The 20,305-nt window shown below is 52.8% G+C and carries 20 protein-coding genes and 2 pseudogenes; 8 read left to right on the top strand and 14 right to left on the bottom strand.

Annotated elements, in window-relative coordinates; translation table 11 throughout:
• From GT355_RS11450 to GT355_RS11440, 3 genes and pseudogenes are all read left to right on the top strand, one after another.
• Positions 1-124, top strand: a pseudogene (locus GT355_RS11450) (IS5/IS1182 family transposase); the annotation flags it as partial.
• 507 nt (positions 125-631) lie between these two features.
• The gene (locus tag GT355_RS11445; RefSeq protein ID WP_160134762.1) at positions 632-1,450 is read left to right on the top strand and encodes a manganese catalase family protein; all 819 of its coding nucleotides are present in this window, start codon (positions 632-634) and stop codon (positions 1,448-1,450) included.
• Positions 1,451-1,592: 142 nt separating this feature from the next.
• On the top strand, positions 1,593-1,964 hold the full coding sequence (locus GT355_RS11440) for a hypothetical protein (RefSeq protein ID WP_240145792.1): 372 nt from the start codon (positions 1,593-1,595) through the stop codon (positions 1,962-1,964).
• A gap of 24 nt (positions 1,965-1,988) precedes the next feature.
• Here the strand turns inward: GT355_RS11440 and GT355_RS11435 are convergent, their stop codons facing one another.
• Positions 1,989-2,207 (bottom strand): hypothetical protein, encoded by a 219-nt coding sequence (locus GT355_RS11435; protein WP_160134747.1) that lies wholly within the window; start codon positions 2,205-2,207, stop codon positions 1,989-1,991.
• Positions 2,208-2,314: 107 nt separating this feature from the next.
• Positions 2,315-2,707 (bottom strand): hypothetical protein, encoded by a 393-nt coding sequence (locus GT355_RS11430; RefSeq protein WP_160134746.1) that lies wholly within the window; start codon positions 2,705-2,707, stop codon positions 2,315-2,317.
• A 138-nt stretch (positions 2,708-2,845) separates the two neighbouring features.
• Between GT355_RS11430 and GT355_RS18265 the strand changes: the two genes are divergently transcribed.
• Both GT355_RS18265 and GT355_RS11420 read left to right on the top strand, forming a co-directional pair.
• Positions 2,846-3,055 carry a Sp36 family protein gene (locus GT355_RS18265; protein ID WP_160134745.1) on the top strand — a complete coding sequence of 70 codons (210 nt, stop codon included), beginning with the start codon at positions 2,846-2,848 and terminating at the stop codon, positions 3,053-3,055.
• On the top strand, positions 3,052-4,122 hold the full coding sequence (locus GT355_RS11420; RefSeq protein ID WP_160134744.1) for a DUF7972 family membrane protein: 1,071 nt from the start codon (positions 3,052-3,054) through the stop codon (positions 4,120-4,122). Before GT355_RS18265 ends, GT355_RS11420 begins: the two co-directional genes overlap by 4 nt.
• A gap of 157 nt (positions 4,123-4,279) precedes the next feature.
• Here GT355_RS11420 and GT355_RS11415 read toward each other — a convergent pair whose 3' ends face one another.
• The 5 genes from GT355_RS11415 to GT355_RS11395 form a co-directional block, all read right to left on the bottom strand.
• Complete coding sequence (locus tag GT355_RS11415) at positions 4,280-4,750, bottom strand: FxLYD domain-containing protein (RefSeq protein ID WP_240145791.1); 471 nt, start codon at positions 4,748-4,750, stop codon at positions 4,280-4,282.
• 44 nt (positions 4,751-4,794) lie between these two features.
• Positions 4,795-5,832, bottom strand: a complete 1,038-nt coding sequence (locus tag GT355_RS11410; protein ID WP_160134742.1) for a DUF7972 family membrane protein — start codon at positions 5,830-5,832, stop codon at positions 4,795-4,797.
• 997 nt (positions 5,833-6,829) lie between these two features.
• Positions 6,830-7,021: a hypothetical protein gene (locus GT355_RS11405; protein WP_160134741.1), complete on the bottom strand. Its 192-nt coding sequence runs from the start codon at positions 7,019-7,021 to the stop codon at positions 6,830-6,832.
• A 56-nt stretch (positions 7,022-7,077) separates the two neighbouring features.
• The gene (locus GT355_RS11400; RefSeq protein ID WP_160134740.1) at positions 7,078-8,142 is read right to left on the bottom strand and encodes a DUF7972 family membrane protein; all 1,065 of its coding nucleotides are present in this window, start codon (positions 8,140-8,142) and stop codon (positions 7,078-7,080) included.
• 334 nt (positions 8,143-8,476) lie between these two features.
• Positions 8,477-8,887, bottom strand: coding sequence for a DUF2267 domain-containing protein (locus tag GT355_RS11395; protein ID WP_160134739.1), 411 nt, complete (start codon positions 8,885-8,887; stop codon positions 8,477-8,479).
• A gap of 119 nt (positions 8,888-9,006) precedes the next feature.
• On the opposite strand from GT355_RS11395, the gene GT355_RS11390 reads away from it, so the two are divergent.
• Positions 9,007-9,294, top strand: coding sequence for a helix-turn-helix domain-containing protein (locus GT355_RS11390; RefSeq protein ID WP_160134738.1), 288 nt, complete (start codon positions 9,007-9,009; stop codon positions 9,292-9,294).
• 183 nt (positions 9,295-9,477) lie between these two features.
• Here the strand turns inward: GT355_RS11390 and GT355_RS11385 are convergent, their stop codons facing one another.
• Together GT355_RS11385 and GT355_RS18260 are read right to left on the bottom strand one after the other, a co-directional pair.
• Entirely contained in the window at positions 9,478-9,783 is a 306-nt protein-coding gene (locus GT355_RS11385; protein WP_240145790.1) for an HVO_A0114 family putative DNA-binding protein, read from the bottom strand.
• A 349-nt stretch (positions 9,784-10,132) separates the two neighbouring features.
• A pseudogene (locus GT355_RS18260) lies at positions 10,133-10,251 on the bottom strand (DUF5828 family protein); the annotation flags it as partial.
• A gap of 155 nt (positions 10,252-10,406) precedes the next feature.
• Between GT355_RS18260 and GT355_RS11375 the strand changes: the two are divergent.
• Positions 10,407-11,387, top strand: coding sequence for a mechanosensitive ion channel family protein (locus GT355_RS11375; protein WP_160134736.1), 981 nt, complete (start codon positions 10,407-10,409; stop codon positions 11,385-11,387).
• Between the two features lie 274 nt (positions 11,388-11,661).
• Here GT355_RS11375 and GT355_RS11370 read toward each other — a convergent pair whose 3' ends face one another.
• The 3 genes from GT355_RS11370 to GT355_RS18470 form a co-directional block, all read right to left on the bottom strand.
• Positions 11,662-12,282: a hypothetical protein gene (locus tag GT355_RS11370; RefSeq protein ID WP_205250442.1), complete on the bottom strand. Its 621-nt coding sequence runs from the start codon at positions 12,280-12,282 to the stop codon at positions 11,662-11,664.
• Between the two features lie 125 nt (positions 12,283-12,407).
• Entirely contained in the window at positions 12,408-13,970 is a 1,563-nt protein-coding gene (locus tag GT355_RS11365; protein WP_160134735.1) for a sulfatase family protein, read from the bottom strand.
• Between the two features lie 52 nt (positions 13,971-14,022).
• A complete protein-coding gene (locus tag GT355_RS18470; RefSeq protein ID WP_275690151.1) occupies positions 14,023-14,145 on the bottom strand; it encodes a hypothetical protein in 123 nt (40 codons plus the stop codon).
• Positions 14,146-16,106: 1,961 nt separating this feature from the next.
• On the opposite strand from GT355_RS18470, the gene GT355_RS11360 reads away from it, so the two are divergent.
• Complete coding sequence (locus GT355_RS11360; protein ID WP_160134734.1) at positions 16,107-16,961, top strand: DUF6414 family protein; 855 nt, start codon at positions 16,107-16,109, stop codon at positions 16,959-16,961.
• Positions 16,962-17,332: 371 nt separating this feature from the next.
• Here the strand turns inward: GT355_RS11360 and GT355_RS11355 are convergent, their stop codons facing one another.
• Positions 17,333-17,482 (bottom strand): DUF8150 family protein, encoded by a 150-nt coding sequence (locus tag GT355_RS11355; protein WP_205250441.1) that lies wholly within the window; start codon positions 17,480-17,482, stop codon positions 17,333-17,335.
• A gap of 435 nt (positions 17,483-17,917) precedes the next feature.
• On the bottom strand, positions 17,918-19,822 hold the full coding sequence (locus tag GT355_RS11350; RefSeq protein ID WP_160134732.1) for an AAA family ATPase: 1,905 nt from the start codon (positions 19,820-19,822) through the stop codon (positions 17,918-17,920).
• Positions 19,823-20,305: the final 483 nt, after the last annotated feature.

Raw genomic sequence — 20,305 nt, 5'->3', positions numbered from 1 at the left:
CCGTGCCCGAGGCCGCGTTCACGCACGAGCGCAGGTGTTCCTCGCGCTGTGCCTCCGAGTAGTCGTCGCGATCACCAATGATGAACGAGGAGACAACCCCGGCCGCGAGATACTCACTGCATGAGACGGTTTCTATGACACGCTCTTCTCCCGAATTATCTCTCATATTCCACCTCATCGATACATATCTGAAGCAGCTCAGCGTTCGTTTCAGCCTCCAAGTGCACCGTCGCCACCTGTATATCCTTGTAGAGACTGTCATCGACCTCAGCGCGGAACTGTCTCATTGGTTCAGCTGGTTATATAATCTCTCCAAGCATGAAACTTATGTCTAGAACAGATCGAATAGATTGCATTAATCGAATACTTACTACGAGTAGGATGATTCGAATGATGAGATCGGCGGACGGATCAGCAACTAACGCCTCAAGGAAGCAAACGAGATCCGCATGCAAATCAACCAGCAACGGTGAAATTCATGTATAGGCCGCTTATCAGTAACTTTGTTTTCCAGCCTTCGGGAGAGGATGGCTTGTACCACAGAGGCGGTTTCACACCTGCAAACAGCTACTGAACCTTGAGTTCAGATAATACCTGGTTGGCAACTCTCTTGCATTCACCGCATTCGATTATTAGTGGCACCAATGTTTGGGGTGCTCAACTCCAGTACGAGGTCGAGGTCGAAGAACCGGACCCCCGGTTCGCGAAAATGCTCCAGCAGGCCATCGGCGGGGCCGAGGGCGAGATGCGCGTCGCGCTCCAGTACATGTTCCAGGCGTTCGCGGTGCCCGCAGACAAAATGGAATACCGACAACTGCTGATGGAGACCGCTACCGAGGAACTCGGTCATATCGAAATGCTCGCGACGGCCGTCGCGAAGAACCTTCAGGACGCCCCCGCGGGGCTGATCGAGGAAGCCCGTGGCGATCCAGTTATCGCTTCGATGCTCGACACTGGCCAGCCCCGACAGGCGCTCTCAGCGGGTCTCCACGCGATGCCCGTCGACTCGAACGGTGTGCCCTTCAACGGTGGCTACGTCGTCGCGAGCGGCAACCTCGCGGCCGACATGTACGCGAACGTCATGGCTGAGTCCACTGGCAGATTGCTTGCCACTCGACTCTACGAGATGACTGACGACCCTGGCATGAAGGACATGCTGTCGTATCTCATCGCTCGGGACACCATGCACCAGAACCAGTGGCACGCCGCGCTCGATACCATGGACGATCACGTTCCCGTCCCCAACAGCTTCCCCCAAGAAAAGGAAAACCAGGAGTACAACTACGAGTTCATGTCCACCTACAGGGACTCCCGACCCGACCCCGAACAGCGTTGGACCCAGGGTGAGTCGCCTGATGGTGAGGGCGAATTCTCCTACGGCGACCAGCCCGGTGGCGGCATGCCCGACCTCGATGAGGTCATCGAGGCCATGCATAACGAAATCAACTGAGGCTCAAACCCTCGAAGGCGACTTTCGGAATCTATAGGATCCTTACCCCTCGAATAGCGTGAACAGATAATACTACAACATCATGAATCCAATATCTGGTCTCAAGGAAGGAGTTGTGGGCGGAGCTTTCGCAACAGTCGTAATGACACTGTTTCGTGCACCGACCGCTCGGTCGTTGCCACCAACAGCTGAATTTATCGCTCTACTCACCGGTGGCGACCCCGAAGAGTATCACCTGTCTTCACTGTCTCTCCACTGGCTGTACGGAACGTTAGGTGGTGTCCTGTTTAGCCTCCTCTTCGGGGAGCGCGTCAACGAGACGAGCGAGCCGGAAACCGTCGGATTACTTGCTGGGGCCATATACGGGACCGTTTTATCTCTTTTCGGTGAGCAGGTTGTTCTCCGGGACGTGCTTGGGATGGACCTCGAAACGGACGAGTCAGCGATTTTCCACACTGGACATCTCATTTATGGATTGGCACTAGGAGCCTGGGTCGGCTCACGCCACGAGTGAAAATTGCGAGATTAAGGAGCTGTCTTAGGCTTCGAGTTCGTCCTGGGCCTTCTCGGTGAGGTCGGTCTGCTCGATGTAGCTCGCTATCGAGAGGATCGTCGGTGCCCAGAGCCCAACGAAGATCCCCTGCGTTCGCTTGCCCTGTATGTAGAACAGGTACAGCGAGTAGAGCACGGAAAGTCCCGCCGCCACGATTGCTCCGGTTGATGCTTTTTCTTCTGAGTCCATCTGTTGGTCTGCCATCGGCAAGAATGAAAAGGCCTTAGAGAACATTATTAGATAGCTTGCAGATGTGACATAAAAGGGGGTGGGAGTGATAGGGGTTCGATACGATTCATTAGGTGAGCTACTCACGGATAGGTATTCCCGGAAACGGTCACGTTCGCCGTTCCAACGGTCGTCCCATTGACTGTGTTCGTTGCGATGATTTGAGAAGAGCCCATCGGAAGTGGGAGCGTAACGCTCGTCTGTCCCGCATCAAGCGATGTCGTATAGAATGAACTCCCATTGGCCGTGACAACCGAGAGGTCCGTTACTCCTTCACTCGTAGTCGCCCCTGGCGCGAGAGTGACCGACGTCTGGAGTGAGGATGTTCCCCAAGAGTCGCCCGTCGAAATACTCTCGAAAACCGCTGGATCCGTCGTCGTCGAATCAAGCGTCGGTTGTGTCGTTATACAGCCTCCACACGCAACTGCTATTGCGAGCAGGACAAGAACGCTCCTGCGTCGGTAGTTTCCCGTCATTGTCTTACGGTTTCGACCACGTTGGTTTCATTCCTCCGACTACAGATCGCTGATTCAGCGGCTAATACATGTGGAGCGGCCTATATTGCCGGCACAGATGTGAAGACACAAAACCCTCTCTTCCTGATGGTGATCCACATGACCACGGACCAACCATCGGAGTATGAATACTACACGCTTCGCCCACCGCGAGAAGCGACCAAGAAAGAGGCGAGCGACCCTATTCAGGAACTCAACCAACTCGGAGCGGAGGGTTGGGAACTCGTCAGTACTATCGAATACACTGGTGGAGGCACCAAGTTTCTCGTCCTCAAGCGGCCACGCGGGGAATCAACGGATTCTCAATGAGCGACGCCGCCGATACTATCGATACCCAAGAGGAAGATACTGAGCTCGACCAGGAGAGCACCGAGGACATTGGGACTGCGAACACAATGCGCGAGCGCTCGGGAGAGAGCCGTCTCAAAGTCTGGCTGTTCCTCAGCGGTCACCGATTAGCCGTAACGAGCCTGCTGGGCCTTTTGATCTTCGGGGTGTTCGTCCTCGGTGGGACTTACTTCTACCAATATCTCCTTACCGACGCCTTGACTGCGGATACCATTGAGACGCTGTTCTCGACGATGATCTCGGCGATCATCACCGGCGTCACGCTTGTGTTGACGATCACTCAAATCGTAATTAGCCAAGAGAATGGTCCACTCGGCGAGCAGCGTGAGCGCATGAGTAATACCATGGACTTCCGGGACTACACCGAAGAACTCACCGGAGCCCCCTCACCCGCTGACCCATCGGCATTCCTTCGAGCGCTGATCCTCGAAAGTAAGGACCGCGCCGAAAAGCTTCGAGAAGCCGTGGCTAGTAGCGACAATGAGGATCTCCGAGGCGAGGTGGACGAATTCACCAACAGCCTGATCGAGAACGCCGATACGGTCTCAAGCGAACTCGAAGACCAGTCATTCGGGTCATATACCGTCCTCTCCGGTGCGCTCAACTACAACTACAGTTGGAAGGTATTCCAAACCGAACGCATTGCTGACGACTACCAGGACGACGCTTCCGAGGAAACCTTCCAGGCGCTCGACGAGCTCAAGACAATACTCACGATGTTCGGGCCAGCTCGCGAGCACATCAAGACCCTCTACTTCGAGTGGGAGCTCATCAGCCTCTCCCAAAACATCCTCTACCTCTCAGTGCCGGCGCTGATCGTTGCCGGGTTCATGACGACCTTCCTCGGTGGAAGTTCGCTCTCGGGGGTCGTCCTCGGGGTCTCGGTGCTCGTCTGGGTGACCTCCATCGCGTTCGTCGTCACCTGCCTGCCCTTCCTCCTCCTAATCTCCTACATTGCACGCGTGGCGACGATCGCAAAACGTACCCTCGCTATCGGGCCATTCATCCTGCGGAGCTCCCAGCGCTGAGAACTAACTCAATAAAAAATATACGAAATACTCGGCAGGACGAAGCCTTCCTCGAAACTCCTCACTGAGATTGGCTATATGTCTACCGTGTGCTACTAATCAAGACTATCGTTTCTATCGAATCGAATTGCCGGCTCTCAACGAAACAGCAACATAGTTACCCCAACGAGCCAAGAACCGCTATATCATATGAGGCGATGTCGCTTGGGCTTTCGAGAACGATGATTTCGAATTCCCAGGTCGAACCCGCAGCGACATCGTATGTGCTATCGAGATATCGACCCAGCTGGTCACCGTCGCTGTTGTAGACCCGTGCACGAACCTCGATCAGTTTGACCGACTGGCGGCTGGTGTTTTCGACACTCCCCTGCACCACTGCACCTCGATAATCATCCCGAACGGACATTTCATGATCTCGAAGTTCCAAGGCATCAAGCTCAACTGCGTAACTATCACTTTCGAGCTGGGCACGAGCCGCTGCGGCGTTCGCTGCACTCGCGTTCGATGTGTTCGCGCCGCTGGTCGTCGGGAGGTCGACGTCTTCTCTCTCCTGATAATTCGCCTTCCCATTCCCAGTGCTACATCCGGCAACTCCGAACGAAACACCTGCGCCGAGGAGGCCAAGCACTCGACGCCGACTGAGCGAGCGGTGACCGGTCTTCGTAGGTCGGTTCATTGGTTCTCACCAGTCCCGATCTCATCGGATCGTTGTGACTTTCGGAGAATGAACGGGCCGATGGCGAGCGTTCGCTGGGCAATCGTACCAAGCCGGAGGATGTACGCTACGAGCAAGAAAAACGGCAGAGATGCGATGGCAACCGCCGCACTGATGGCGAACACGAGATTCGCAATTCCCAGCGTCGATCCAACAAACGAGTTTGGGTCGAAATACACCAGTCCCAATATTGTGATTGCGAGGGCAGGAATACCGGCATAGAGCATGTTTCGCGAGAAATCCACCAGCTCTCGCCTGAAATAGAGCGTCTTGAAGTGTTCACGAGCCGGGGCGAAGAGAGTCAATACCTGAATGAGCTCGTCGAATGCATCCCGCTCACTCTCGCTTATCGATTCTGCGTGTTCGGAACGAAGCCGTCGTGCCGAGTATATTTTCCATGAATAGTCATAGTTCAAGATCGCTGGGATCACCTCAAATCCGCCGAACTGTGCATCAGAGAGTTGATCCTCGGCCTCGTCTGCCTGTATTCGTATCTGGTCACTGAGTGCCGTCACGCTGTCGCGGAATTCGTCATCGGAATTGCCCTTTGTTGCTTCTTGAAGGCTGTCCGCCCGGTCCCTGCTCAACCGCATGAACACCTGCATAAACGAGGCAGGTTCGGGAGGAACGACTGATCCAGTGAGCTCCTCGATATATTGACGAAAGCTCATTGCATCCGACATCTCCTTGCGCTTTTCGCCGAGTGGCCCGAGTTCGCGAGAGAGAACCAGTTGGTTGAGTGTGACAACCAATGTGATTCCTGTGATGATCGACATAATAAACACCTGAAACAACCGCTCGATGTGGGTTCCGTTGCGGATAGTCATTCGTAGAGGATAGACGTTGACGACACTGACAGCCACCAATACGACAAAGAGACCGACCGTCAATAGCCCCGCGATGAGGGTTCGGTCTGCAGTGAGCAACACCCAGAGTCGAAGCCGACCGCCACCAGTTCGTTCGCGTATCGTAGATTCTGGTCCGGTGTCACTCATAGCCATATGCATTCTTTGAGAGTGACTGACTCTGATATCACATTGGTGATTTCGTCTGGCAGCTTGAAGTCAGCAGAAGGTGTTGTGATGGTCCCTATCAATAGAGAAAGCGATTAGGAATAGTGCTTGCTCCTGAAAGCACTCTGTTCAGCGGTTCAAAAATAGCAGGGTTCAAATGGGTTATCGGACTTTTCTTTAAACACCCTAGTTCTTCAACACCGTCGGTAGCGCGGAGTCCCCTTCCTCAAGGAGCGAGCGAGTAGGGAGGGGAGGAGAGCGTTCGTATAGCTGGGCACAAACACCGGAACCGCAAGACTTAGGCCTTGATAACCCGTATCTTCGGACAACCACCGACGGGCACCAGACAGCCCCGTAAGGGGTGCCCGGCCACGTTTCCGAGTGGCCAAGGACGGGTTATCTCGGCGGTGGCGGGCACCAGTCACCGTGCCCCCGAAGGACGGAACGACGACGACCGAACACCTTCCCGAACGCGGTGTGGGACGGAAGGCATGAAGGTCCGAGGACACGTCCAATTAAATTGCCGCTGCTGGCCGACCGCACCAGCAAACAAGGGCGAAGGACGCTACAAAGCCTCCAACGTCCGCCATGCAAGCCCCAGCCTCAACGAGCGCGTCAGCGCGAGTAGGCCGGGGTCGGTGACAACCTCATAAACGTTAGAAGCCTATCCCACCGGTGAGGTATCATTTTGTTTGCCATGTTACGAACGGGACGAACAACGCCACAGCTCTCACACATTAACAGTTGACTCTCAGTTAGTTCTATATTCGTTATAAGGGAATGGACACGAAGGGTGGTGGTTGGATGATGTCAGAGAAGTTTGGAACTCTAAACCGCCCTCCAATTCCAAAACTCTCTGTCCCTCCGCGCCTCATTGGATAATCTACACGCAAAGGAAAGAACGGAAGACATGGATAGTAATGGAGGTCGACTGTTCTTCGACCAATAATAGAATATCCCTCGGAATCAGTGCTGCGAGTTATTCTCTCGAGAGGAGCCTGACTCCAGTATCACTGGCAACCTCCGTGATTTCGAGTTGGAGTCTTCGGTTGTTGGCGTTACCAGTTTGGAGGTCGTAGCTCCCACGAACGGAAACATCGTTTTCGTCTGCCTTTGCAACGAGCTGGTGGAGTTGCTGTTCGAATTCATTGCCGTCCATGAATGGTACCATATAGAGGAACAAACCCGTCTGAGTTCAGATCCTGTTGAATCCGAACGCGAGTGGCGTCAGCCCTCGAACGAGGAGACAAACGAATACATGGCAGTGTCTTGTCCGGTGAGGGTGGCGAGTCGGAGAATCGAGGACGCGAGCACGACGATTGGCGCAAGCCCGATAGTGACGATAAACGGGATGGCAACTGCGAGCACCGCAGGAGCAATCGACGCCCGCGTCGGGGCGGTGAACAGGAGCATGAACCCAATCGTGCCGAGAAGCGCCGGCAAGCCGATGTAGAGCAACCGTCGTGACAGACTGGTCAGCTCGGACTGGATGTAGGTTGTCTTGAATATCCGTCGGGCAATGCCAATGTGCTCTATCATGTTTCTGGTGCGTTCGATGGTGTCGCCGGTCGCCTCCGGCAGTTGCTCGCCGTGTTCGTACTGGAGTCGCCAGATCGTCTCGATGTAGCGCTCGTAATCCGCGCTGAGCGTCGTGAACAGCGCGAAGATGAGGCCCGCGTCCGATTCTTCCAAGAGTTCGACGATGCCGACGATGTGGTCGTGGAGGTCCGAGAACGTCTCGTCGAACTCCCGCTCGACGTGCTCATCGTCGAGCGTCCACTCGTGGTCTTCGAGGGAGCGAAGGTCCTGCTGGAGGCTGCGAAAGAGCAACAGGAAGAACTCCGCCGGTCTGACCGGTGTAACGGGCTGGTGAATGGTCTCACGGACCTTCTCCCGGTAGCTGCGCATGCTGTTCATCTCGTCGTCGATGTCGCTTGGTGATTCTAGGTGGCGCGTCAGGATGAGCTGGTTGAGCGAGACGACGATCGTAATGAGCGTGATGTTCCCGGAGGTGAGGGCGAAGAGCAGATACAGCGTCGCCGTCTGATCACGGAGCGGAACGAGTCCGCTCGTGACGCCACCCCAGAATCCCACGAAAAGGACGAGCAGGGTCACGCCGGCGATGAGGAGTCGGTTGCCGCTGAGAAGCAGCCACCAGCGAGGATGGTTCCGCAGATCGTGCCACTCCATCTCGACGTAGAACTTCGTGTCTTTCCATTTTTGTCTCACACCGTTGCTGTGCGCGGAAACGATAAATGGTGCTTCTCTGCTTGAGCAGGCTTTATGCTCCACCGGCTGGAGACCGGTGAGCGAATGCGAGAAATATCGCTCACCAACCACAATTATGTCGGTTCTCTTTCTATAGTGATTTCTCTCCTTTCGGTGGCTTCGATAGCCTGCGCGACGAAATCGTCGATATCTACCCCTTGGTGTAGCATTCGAATCGCTCTTGTTCGATTTCGGGTGCTGGCGAGTCAGGTGCGAGTGACCGACAGGCCGCAGCCACGGTCACTCTCTCGAACGTACCGACCTCCTTGGCGCGTTCGGGAAGCATCACCGTAGCGATGCTACTGGCCGGTTCGTCGTGGGATAGTTTGCCCGCCTAAGTGAATGGCTCGGCAGTTGCTCAGTGTTGCTGCTCGGTCATATCGACAGGCTCGAACAACGAGTCGAACTCGTTCGGGAACTGCTCGCGGGCGTCGTCGAGTTCGCTGCCGCTTACCGCCTCACCGAGGACCGTCATCACACCCCGAATGTAGATCTCGATAGTGGGAGCGGTGATGTCGCTTTGGGTCGCAATCCGAGCGCCGACCCGTTCGACGAACTCGTCGGGTGAGAACTCCTCGGCTTCCGCGTTCTTGCTCAGCAGTACGTCGTCGATGTGAGCGGGCAGTTGGGAAGCGATGTTTTCGGCTTCGCCTTCGGTGATGCGCTGGCCGAACACGCCGAGCACTGCGCTGGTGATCGTGTACGCTTGATCGCGCGACTCGAGACCTGTACGTTGCTGGACGGCGTCAAGGAATTCGTCTTCTTGCATGAGTACATCACTGGCACGAGGCGTCGTGCCGTGGCGTGGCAGTAGCTTCGTCACTTGGTTCAATCTTGAGCTTTAAATAGCAGACCAGCAGACTTCCTGTCGTTGATAAGGAGGGGCTCATGGACCAGCTGGACTGTGGAGCCAAGTGCATCCGCATCGTCTGTTTGACTAATGAGACCGAACAGGATCAGCACCAAATGACAACCGAACAACAAACAGCGCTGACCGAGGCAGCGAAAGCAGGCTATTATGAGATTCCACGTTCCGCTACTGCAGTCGAAGTCGCGGAACAGCTTGGGATATCGCATCAAGCGCTCTCCGAGCGCCTTCGACGTGCGCACAGCCAACTAGTGGATACTCATCTTCGTATCGATGACGGAACTGACTCCCACGAAGGAGGTGAATAGATGGCCAAATCAGATCTAGAGAGAAAGGATGAGATCATAAAGGAGTGTAGAGTGTGTGGTGAGCCGGCTCTTGTCGCCTATCTCGAGAATGGGCTGTGTCCCACCTGCCAAAACTCGGGTTAGTGAAAGACTCTTGGGAGGAGTGGTCTTCTCTGGAGTGACTCTGTCGGTAGTCCAGCCTGTTCATCCAGACGCAACTGCGGGGTCAGTCTCATCAGTTCCACCTGCGAGCTCAACATCAAGGCGAACCCGACAGTGAGTAACGTAGGGACGTTTTGTCTGGCCCTCGTTGACGACGAAGATGAGGCCATACCGATCGAGCACTCCCCCATCGTCGTGAACCGGGCGGTAATCGCGGTCGAGAGCATCCGCGAGCGCGGTGATTGCCGAGTGTTTCATCGTTATGGGCGTTGTCGTAACGCACGATTTCGCCTTCTTCAAGGTGGTAGTACTGGAAGCGACAGAACCACCCGCCAGGATAGCCTGCATCGAGAATCGCGAACATCCTATGGAGGGTTGTCGTCTTCTCTCAGCATCTCCTGTTCGCACCGTTCGCACGCATGCAACAAGTACTCGCCATCAATTGGTGACACTGTGTACCAGTCATGTCCAAAAATGATACAGCGAATGTTCACTTCGATCCCTCCTTAGAACTTCGTGGCACTCACTGTAAATCTTCTTTGAATATTCCAAGATAACAGTCTTCTTAATTGTTCAAATGATAACTACTGAAAAACAGATTCCTACGGACCGCTGATGGAGCCCTGATTCGCACCGAATTCATCAAGTCGGCGGCACGTCCGCCGTTCGTTTCGCGTGCCGCCCGCTGAACTCTCGTTCGCTGGATGATCGCGCTCACGAGGTCGTTGCGAAGTAGTAGGGTGCAACTTGGGTCATCACGTTTTTGTATACCGTATCTTCAACAGTACGAACCGCCTTTCGGCCCGCTGAATCGGTCGTCTCAAGAATATGAGAGGCCTTAGGTGGACTGAGTACTGACATCGGGGCGTGATTGATGACCGATATCGGGAACAACAGAGAGTCATCAGAACTAGAACATCTATTCGGAAACTAGTCTCTAATCAGATCAGACCAATCTCCAGACATTCGAAATGTCACTGATAGAGCCTCATCTTTCGGAGCGGGTTCTGCAGGCGGGAACGCCCACTCCAGATGGAAACGGGACGAACGTCTCTGATGTTATTTCGAATCCAGAACTCGGACCAGTCGGCGCATTCCTTCACAGTCTGAATGTTCCCTATTACAAAGTAGTGGGTGCGTTAATCACGTTCATTGCTGCAGCATTCATCCTTTACTCACTCGGCCGGATTTTTGCAATTCCATTCGTCAATCGATTGCTCGACCGAAGGGGGCTCGATAACCACGAAAAACGCCCGCTTCTTCGATTAGGTAAGCTCCTGGTCGCGTTCATCAGCATCGGAATTGCGTTCCGAGTTGCGGGCTATCAGGGGCTTCTTACCTCATTAGCGGCGATTGGAGCTGCTGCAACACTCGCTATTGGGTTTGCACTACAAAACACCCTCTCGAACTTCGTTGCGGGCGTATTTATCTATACAGATCGTCCGTTCCGAATCGGCGACTGGATCGAGTGGGAGCACGGAGCGTATGCGGGTGTCGTCGAAGACATCTCCTTCCGAGTCACCAGAGTATGTACCTTCGACAACGAGGTCCTCACCGTGCCGAATTCAGTACTAACCAGCGACGTGATCAAGAATCCAGTTAAGAAGGGCGAACTCCGACTTCAGTTCACGTTTGGAATCGGATATGACGACGACATCGAACGTGCAACCGAGATTATCGTTGAGGAAGCCCAGAAACATCCGGATATCCTTGATGACCCCGCCCCGACTGTTCGAATGAGTACTGATGGAGCGCTTGCGGACTCCTACGTTGGCCTCACTTCCCGATTCTGGATCGCGGACCCGAACCGAGCAGACTTCCTGAAAACTCGCGGCGAGTATGTGACTAGTGTCAAGCAGCGCTTCGATGAGGCCGGTATCGATATCCCCTATCCCCAAGCCGATCTCTCCGGAGCGTTCAAAATCAACCGAACATCCCAATTGAACGAGTGAACTATCCTTCTATCTTCTTTCAGCGAGAGAATCCCGCCGTTCTCCGGCGGGCGTGAATCACGTAAGCTGTGCCGGATGTTCACATTCACCGTGGATACCGCCCGCTTGTACGCCCTGCCGCCCAAGACGGGAGTGTCGGAGGCGGCACGCCCGCCTTCAATCGGACAGTTTCCGACGACCCCACCGAGTCGTCGAACGACCTTCGGCGATACGTGGGCGCGAGGGGGGTCGCGTGGCCATATATACTCAGTCGAGACGTAGTCGCCAGTACTAGTTAAGGCTGCACGCGCCACCGCCCACCGACCTCATTTCGGCTGTAGTCAGTGAATTCTCCGTTGATGAAGGTTGTCACTCGACCGTTCTCCTCACTAAGCGTAATCGTCGCGACAACATCGTCTCGGACAGAGGTATCGAGCGCATTCATGTGTCGAGATCCCATCCAGTCTTCGTAGCCGACTCCTTCACCAGTCCGAGCTCTGAGTTCTTGACTACTTAGGTCCTTGACACGGACCATCTGCTCTAAGAGTGCACCGTCAATGCTAGCGACAACCGCACCATCCATTGTTCCTGAGACGGTTGATGCTGCTCGATAAAACTCCTCACTGTTCCCGAAGATGTTTTGGCAAGTTTCAATTGGCCACCGGTTCCGCCCCATTGGATCAGCATACTCCTCAACGGAAGTCCCGGAGACAATCACGAGATAAAACCCAGGTCCTTTGACGTGCTCTTCGCCCCATCGGTCAAATTCGAAACTGAGAGTTTCGAGGCAGTAGCGAACGATATCGATCATTTCCTCTATCTGTTGGTGATGTGCGTAACCGATATCCAGCGTATTAGAGTTATCCGGACTCTCAGTGTCGATCTCGTTTCGTTCGCGATTGGTTTCGGTATTCATAGTTTGATGTTTACTTAGCTACTATTCTGGCTTAGAGATTCTGATGGGACTGCACACTAGCTGATCCGACTATCATAGAAGACGGCCTGGATTCGAGATCGTTTGTTTCTGAGAGATACTTAGTCTCAGCTCTGCTGTTGGCCCTGAATATTGTCCGGAGCCGTCTTCGGTGCATTTTCTGGTCGCTTTTTCTGATTGGTTCCGCGCATGCTTCGCTGGAGCGGAATTGGTATACCGCCATCCGTTTCGATCCAATCAAACAGGCGGTCGTGCATTACTTTGAGGAGTTTCTTGTGTTTCTTCTCGTTGATGAGGTTGTGTTGTTCAAGTGGGTCAGCTTTGAGGTCGTATAGTTCGTTCTTGACTGGGCCGTAGTACCAGATATATTTATATTGGCCTTCGCGCGTGCTAAACATTGTAGGATGTCGAGGAGCTCCGCCCCAGAACGATTCATAGAAAGGTTCCTCGCTCTTGTTCATCGTTCCCTCAGCGAGCGCTGGCAGGAACGATTCGCCGCTCATATAATCGGGCATTGAGCGCCCGGCTTGCGCGAGAATCGTCGGTGCAATGTCGATATTCGAAACATGCTCGTCGACAACTGTTCCGGGTTCGATCATGCCTGGTGCGTACGCAAGCAGCGGCACGCGAAGTGATGTCTCGTAGGCAGTCTGCTTCCCGATCAGTCCGTGCTCGCCGAGTGTGTAGCCGTGATCGGCCATGTATAACATCAGTGTCGAATCAGCTAGTCCCGACTCATTGAGTCGGTCCATTACTGCACCGATGCTTTCGTCAAGTGCTAGCAGTGTTTCGCTGTATCGGCGGTATAGCTCATCAAAGCTAAACCGACCACCAAAAACATAGTTCACACCGCGTGGACCATCGCGTTGGCTTTTCACCCAATCAGGTTTCCCAGCATAGTTCTTCTGCGTGTTCGCCATCGTTTTTGGATACTTGATGGGTGCGTTTGCGTATCGAGTTCGATGGCGTGGTGCTGGCCGGAATTGCAAATGGGGAGCCTTATGTGAGAGATACAGGAAAAACGGTTTGTCGCTATCCCGGTTTTTGAGCCATTTTTCGGCGTACTCAGTCAAGATGTCGGTAATGTAGCCCTTCCGCCTCACCTGATTTCCATTGATATTGAGCGTCGGATTGAAATACGATCCTTGCCCCTTGAAGCTGACCCAATGGTCGAACCCGGGGCGCGGTTGCGCATTCTCCTTATGGTAGGTATGCCATTTGCCAATGAATGCAGTCTCGTAGCCTGCGTCTTGGAGATGTTTAGGGAAGAACGGAACGTGGTCTGTTTTCGTATGCTGGTTATCGATGACACCGTGCTCGTGAGCGTACTGTCCAGTGAGAATCGAAGCACGACTTGGCGCACAGAGGGGCGTGTTGACCGAGGCGTTCCGGAGGTGTGCCCCGTTCTTCGCCATGCGGTCCATGTTTGGTGTCTCCAAGAACTCCGGCGTCCCCGGTTCGTCCATGAAACTCATAAAGTCGTACCGATGGTCGTCGCTAAGCACGAACACGATGTTACGCTGTTCACTCGTCGAATCCCTACTTGATAGTAAGCTCAGATTCGAATTGCAGCCGCTGAGTAGTCCAGTAGCTCCCACTCCACCGACCGCTTTGAGAGCGTTTCGACGGTGAAGACCCTGCTCTGAATGCTCCGTCGAGTGGTCGGTCATGGTTGGTACCAAGATGACCGAGATGAGTCGTCTTTCGTTTTTTGAAGTTGTATCATATCATACTGGCGTGAGCAAATTCAGCGCCGATCGTCTCGGTACTGGGTTTGTTGAGGTACGGTTCGAGGGCTTGGTAGTTGTCCCACCCGCCGATCTCCATCACGACGCGTGGATTCATTCGCTCACGAACAAGGCACGAATGGGCGAAATAGCAGAGAGGTCGTGAGAAGTCACCTTCCGAAAGTCGTCGTTGCCCGTGCGATTAGCTGCTCTCGTCGCGGCGGTCTTCACGATCCGCTGGACGGTCCTGGGGGTCGCATCGACCACGGGGTCCGACTGAGCGGTGTTCTCGGCCCGCTGATAGCGGTGCGAATCGCGCTCGACCTCGCTCGAGCACCGCGTCGGGTATAGCACTTCAATGAACATATCCAAGCGCTCAATCGTGAGAGCTAGTTTTCCTTTCGGCGACCCACTACCACGTCCGGGTTTTCTCTCAGCGACACCCTGTTGTTTCCGCAGGTGCCGAAGCGTCTTACCAAACGTTGAATCGAAACCATCGTTCTGATGTTAGGTAAGAATACGCGAATTAGTCGGCAACCGGTGAGAACATCGAGAATCAGGCAACTGCGATCACCTACTCTCCGTGTTCAGGGAGATGATCCTCAATCATTCGAGGCAACCCGGCCTCTCCAGTCTCGTATGTGCCTTGAAAGCCAGAAGTTTAGTCACAGATATTTACCTCGGTCTTTTGTAGCTAAATCGTTTCATGTAGCCATTTTTTGTACTTCCTCTTAGTGTCTCCCAATGGGTGATGCCATGCAACGGGACACTGGTGCCGGTCTGAACAAGAACGTACAGACCTGCAAGAAATGCGGGAAGGGAATGTCCTCTCCCTATATTAGTAACGGCGTCTGTTACCACTGTCGTATAGACTGCTGGTAGAAGAGTCGTTGCACCGCGTTTTCATCACCTCTTTCAAGATGCTCTTGACTACCCAGCGACGGGTATGCTGGATGGTACAGTTGAACAGAAAGCGGGCTTCGTGACCTAACTCGACCGGAGCGCAGATGACCGCGAGAGAGCATGCACTCGACGGTGAATTCCTGAGACCTATTTCTACCGAAGGGCTAGTCTGCAAACATGGTGTCTTCGCTCCCAGCCTCAGTTTCCGAGTACGTGATCAAGCACCGAGACGCAACACCCGATGAGGTGCTTCGAGAGTGTGGATTAGATGAATCCCAGCGAGAGCAGGTGAAGGTCTATCTTGCTGATACCCGCTATACGCTCTACAAAGATGTCGAGGGGAACGACGCCGATGACCTCCGATGGGACTCTGTCACTTGGGAGGATGTCGCTAACTGGACTATCCCCTAGAACCCTAATGTTGAGATACTTGAGTTGATGGCACTCCCCCTTCCAGTCCCCTGACGAAAGTCACCCTTGATCGACGGGTTCTCTTTAGCTTGTGTGTGTGGTTCACCCGTATTCTGCCAGCCCTTCAGCTCCCACCCTAAACTGTGAGATCTCACGATGCAAAGTATACATTAGAGTACGTCGGTCGGTATGATGAGGTTCGTGTGAGTGATGTAAGTGGATGCTCGAAAGCAATTCATGACTAGCTCTCAATCTCTGTTGTATGGCTGAAAACGCCCTGTTGGTTCGATATGAGCGATTCGAAGGGTGGATTCAGGAACTCCCGCCTCTCCAACGTGGTTTCGCACTAGGCAGTATCTGGTTTCTCGTTTGGTTCGGAATGAGTCTCTGGCTCGGTGGCTCTCCACTCTGGTCCACAATAATTCAGGCAGTAGTTGGTGCAGTCGTGTTTGGTAGCCTAGGATACTGGCGGCACCGATAGCCTCCTTCGCTCATTTTGCACACGGGAGCCGAAAAGCGTCTCTAAGTGGGTGACTCGCTCGGAACAACATATAAAGAGCATCGGCGCTGGGTCGTTCGTGGCCCAATTCAGTGTGAGTTAGCGCCTTTGAGCGAGCAATTTTGCATACGGTTTCGTCGATTCTGTGTGCAAAATGAGGAGCGGCATTCTGGGTTCGTGCAACCCCGTCTAGTCGCGGTGAAAACACTGCTTCAAGAGTCCTTGTTGTACGATAGTTTGATAATGACACACTCGATGTGAGATATATGGTCGATTCATTGAGGGATTTTGTATACATCAACGAAGAGAGTCTCAACAGCAACCTATCATCTCTGGGAAGAGGAGTGCTTGAGGAAATTACCGAAGAATCTGGCGCTGAAGCTGAAACGAGTGGTGGCGGATCAATAAACCTCCCCAGCTTCTTTCGCGCCTCTGGAAGTCACAGTCGGCTAAATACAGAGAATGTAACCTCGACAATGAGGGTATTAGCTCCATATCGATTTCAATCGCTTGAATCGCTCGTTGAAAGCGAGGATATTCCTGTATTCGATGGAACAAGTGGTGGCGATCCTTCTCGGGGAGATACTATCCGTTTAGAGGGTGAGGTAAGTTCCATGTCTCTATTCAAGCTTGAGTCCGCCTTGAACGCGTTCACCGAACTTCTTGGAGGAGACACAATTGAAACTCTGAGTGAGGTCGGCGATGAAAATCTACCAGATAATCTCTCATCCCAGCAGCTAGAGCAGATAAATCAAGTGCAGCAGTTAGTGAGCCAGTTTACAGGTTCCGCGGTCCCCCTCAGAATGGATATCAATGGGTACCCAATTGCGGTACCACTAGAACGAGAATTCATGCGAACGTCTCCTGAAGAAGAGTTTCTATCAGATCGTAAATACACGGTCTTTGGTCGTGTCGAGAATAAAGTCTCGTCAGGAGAAACATGGGATCCCGTAAACCTAACTCGAATCGTCGATAAATACGCACCACAAGAAGGTTCTGGGGCTGAATTCCGGGCCAATATGACGTCTTGGGCATCTCAGGTGAATATCTCTTTAGAGCAAGATGACATGCTTATTAAGGGTCCAGCAAGTGTTGTTAGTCCTATCGCGATGTATTGGTAAGCAGTGATTGCGACCACGCCGCCAGAGAGTCCCGGCCCTCCGGGCCGGCCAAAGCCCGACCGCGTCCCCACCCTCCGCGGTCCTGCTCGCGCCCACAGGGCGCTGTGCGGGCTTTCGCAGACAGAAAGGGATCTAAATGGCACGAGTGCTTCAACAACTAACCTGACCGTGCGACCGCTGACTTTCCACGCTTTCACTAACTGCCAGCCGGTTCGATTCTCACCTAACAGTAGAACGAGACTGTCAGTGTAACGTTTGGTAAGAAGCTCCGGAACCTGCGGAAACGGTGGTGTCGCCGAAAGGAAGATCAGAGCTCTTGATCGGGCAAACACTCTCGTTTTGAAAAGAAAGTCGATGGCTTCGGAATCGGACTACTCTCGTTCGATCTGAGAATTGATGATTTTGTTCTGCTGGGCTGACCACTCTCGGTCGGGGTGAGTTCTGACGTACTCGGCCCACTGCTTGACGAACGCGCGTCGCTCGGCAATGTTCTCGCGCTGTTGGTCTCTAAGTTCGTCCACGTTCGTCATAAGCGTCAGTCACCTCCAGTTCAGGGAGGATTCCGGTCGATAGTACTGACCCGACAGCAGAGGATGATTTTTCCGAGGACATTGGCGTACTTTCTGCCACCCGACGTTTGACTTATAGCTACCCCTACTTCCCGCCAGTCTGGTGGAAAACTATAGTTTCAGGCCATGTGACAAACTACATGAGCCGGGCTGTCGCCTTTGCTTTGGCAACCCCGACATTGAGTTGTCGGGGTTCGAAACGAGTGAACGGGAACCGGCGCGAGAGAGCCTGAATGGCGATCGATGTGTGCGACGATGACGCGGTTATCCTACAATCCAGACAATACTCTTGGCTGTAGTTCTCACTCCCAAATCTCAAGTCAGTGGCTGAGCATGTTAGTAGCGGAAATACTACTCGTGGGTTCCCTCAAATTTGAAATGTCCGGATCATTCAGGAGTAACTTCCCGGTCACGACTACAACATTTATGGGCATATTCTAGAAGGCTAACAATCTTATCCGGGTGGTCCACGCCCTCTAAACGTCCCATTCTAAGTCCAATATGTTCTTTGGTAACGTTAGGGCAGTCCTGAATGTTCTGTGCGCAACCTTGTTTTATTACGTTGACAATCTCTCCGCTGGGTTTCTCCGCCTCGTCGACCGAATTAAAATGATTCACCTTCCAGTCGTTCCCATCTCCACGGGGCCAGTGTTCTTCAGCAAGACGTTTCAAATCATCTTTTCTCCACACGTCCTCTAATTCCTTGTCACCGATCCAAACAAGCTCTGGTTCCGAACCACCAGCCTCGTACATATCCTCTAGAACGGGTTCGAGAGTTTCATCTGATGTTTTTCGGTCTTTCGCATCCGTGTCAAGGATAACGAACGTTTGAGCCCGGCCCGCTTCCTGAAGGCGTTCAAGGGTTCTAACGATGTGGCCGCATCCTTGGCAATCCCAGACTTGTATTCCATCCTCTACTAAGGTAGATCCGGTTACCTTATGGTATATTTCGTTAATATAGTTGTATTCGGTCGCCCCTTCAACAACGATCATCGCTCGCTCAAGATAGACCCAACTGGCTGATAGACCTAACCCAGTCATAATATTCCCCATAAGCTCCCCAGCCTCTGCTTCGTCTCTCGTGAGTAGCGGAGATCTTTCTTCTTCCAAGTCGACTTCATCAGGGAGATATACTACTTCATGGAGAGGGGTTGCGTCGACCATAATCAAACTGTGCGTCGAGACAATGCATTGGGAGAGATAGCTTTCTTCATCAGGGATGTCATTTCGGAGAAGACTGATCAATCTCCGTTGGACGTCGAAGTGAAGGCGGTGATCGGGTTCATCCATTGTTCGAATGACCGATTGCTTTCCATCGTTGGTCTCTGTACTCCACTCAAGCATTGAGAGAGCTGACCGGGCAGTCGTACCACCGCCCAGTTCCTGGAGAGGAATTGATTCACCATTGCGACTAAGGACAATATTAGAAAAATCAGCACCGTTAACGAAGCTCCAGTCAGGATCGACTGTTATTTCCTCTATACCAGGAAGATAACGGTTCATCCTGCCAGAGAGGCTTTCGAGACGTTCATTGAGCGCCTCTGTCGCTCGTTGTTCGATCTCGAGAAGCTCATCAATTCGTCTCGGTTCATCAGCGTCGTCGTCCAAGTGGAGGAAAGATTCGGTCTCTTGGCGAAGTAGCTTTGAAAGCAATTTCTGTGGACTATCCACATCTTCTGTATCGATTTGCTCGGTTGCTGGAGCAAAGCTACGGAACTCTTGCTTTCTACAAGAGACCCAACCAAATTCGGTATCCTCTGGGTTTTGGAGGAACTCAGCTTTCAACTCCTCGTATTGCTTTTTTCGCTTTTCAGCATTACTACCCGGATTGTATCCGTATTCCTCTAGGATCTCCTTCTCCGTCTGCGCGTAATAGTCCCATTCGTGGAGACGTTCGTCTTCTGGAACTCTCTCTCTAAGATAGTAGTTCGGGGTTTCTAAATTCGCATCTTCTTCAGTGTCCCCTGTTATTTCCCATTCGATTCTGAGTCCTGCAGCATCACCGTTGTTAAGATTGGAACGGTCAACCAAGTCTTCTGGCGGGTTCTGGATAATAGCTTCAACTGATGCGTTCGGTGCCCTCCTTGTCATTTTTGTCTCATCTCGGCGCACCTGCTGCAAATCTAGATTAGAATGACCACATACCGTCTGTAAGGCTTCTAAGGCTGTTGTCTTCCCTGCATCATTGGGGCCAACAAGAAGCGTAAATGGATTCATATGGAGTGTAATATCCTCGAATCTCCCGATATTCTCAAGCGAAAGACTAGAAACGTAGGTTCGTTCCTCAGTCATCTTTGCTCCCTTCGAATTTTTCTAGAATTCCTTTGTTCACACCCAGCATTGAGTAGATAGCTTGGGCGCTCAGCATACGAATTGACTCGGAATCGGCTTGGTGGATATCTGATCCACTGGCTGACACTGTGGAACTGGAGACTGTCCAATGTTCTCTAATTTGTCCGACCTGGGCCTGTTTTCCTACAAAGCTTGATTTGCTTAGGAGCGATTCGTGGCTGTCGATAATCTCGTTGAGAGCGAAATTAGGGGCTCTCTGACTACTTATTGAAGGAATCTCAGTGAGTGTCATGAAAAGATCATGGATTTGGGTGACTCTACCCCTATCATATGCAAATTGGAAAGGCTGTATTGAGTAACCATTGTGGGTTCTACCTCATGGTGATGACTACACATGCAGACGGTCAGTACTTAACACTGGAGGTTTGATTTGGACTCTCAGAGTAAGAAACAAATCCGTAGCGATGCGACTTCAGAATTTGA

It is taken from the genome of Halococcus salsus (genome assembly GCF_009900715.1).
Lineage (GTDB): Archaea > Halobacteriota > Halobacteria > Halobacteriales > Halococcaceae > Halococcus > Halococcus salsus.
This window is presented reverse-complemented; position numbering and strand designations above follow the sequence as displayed.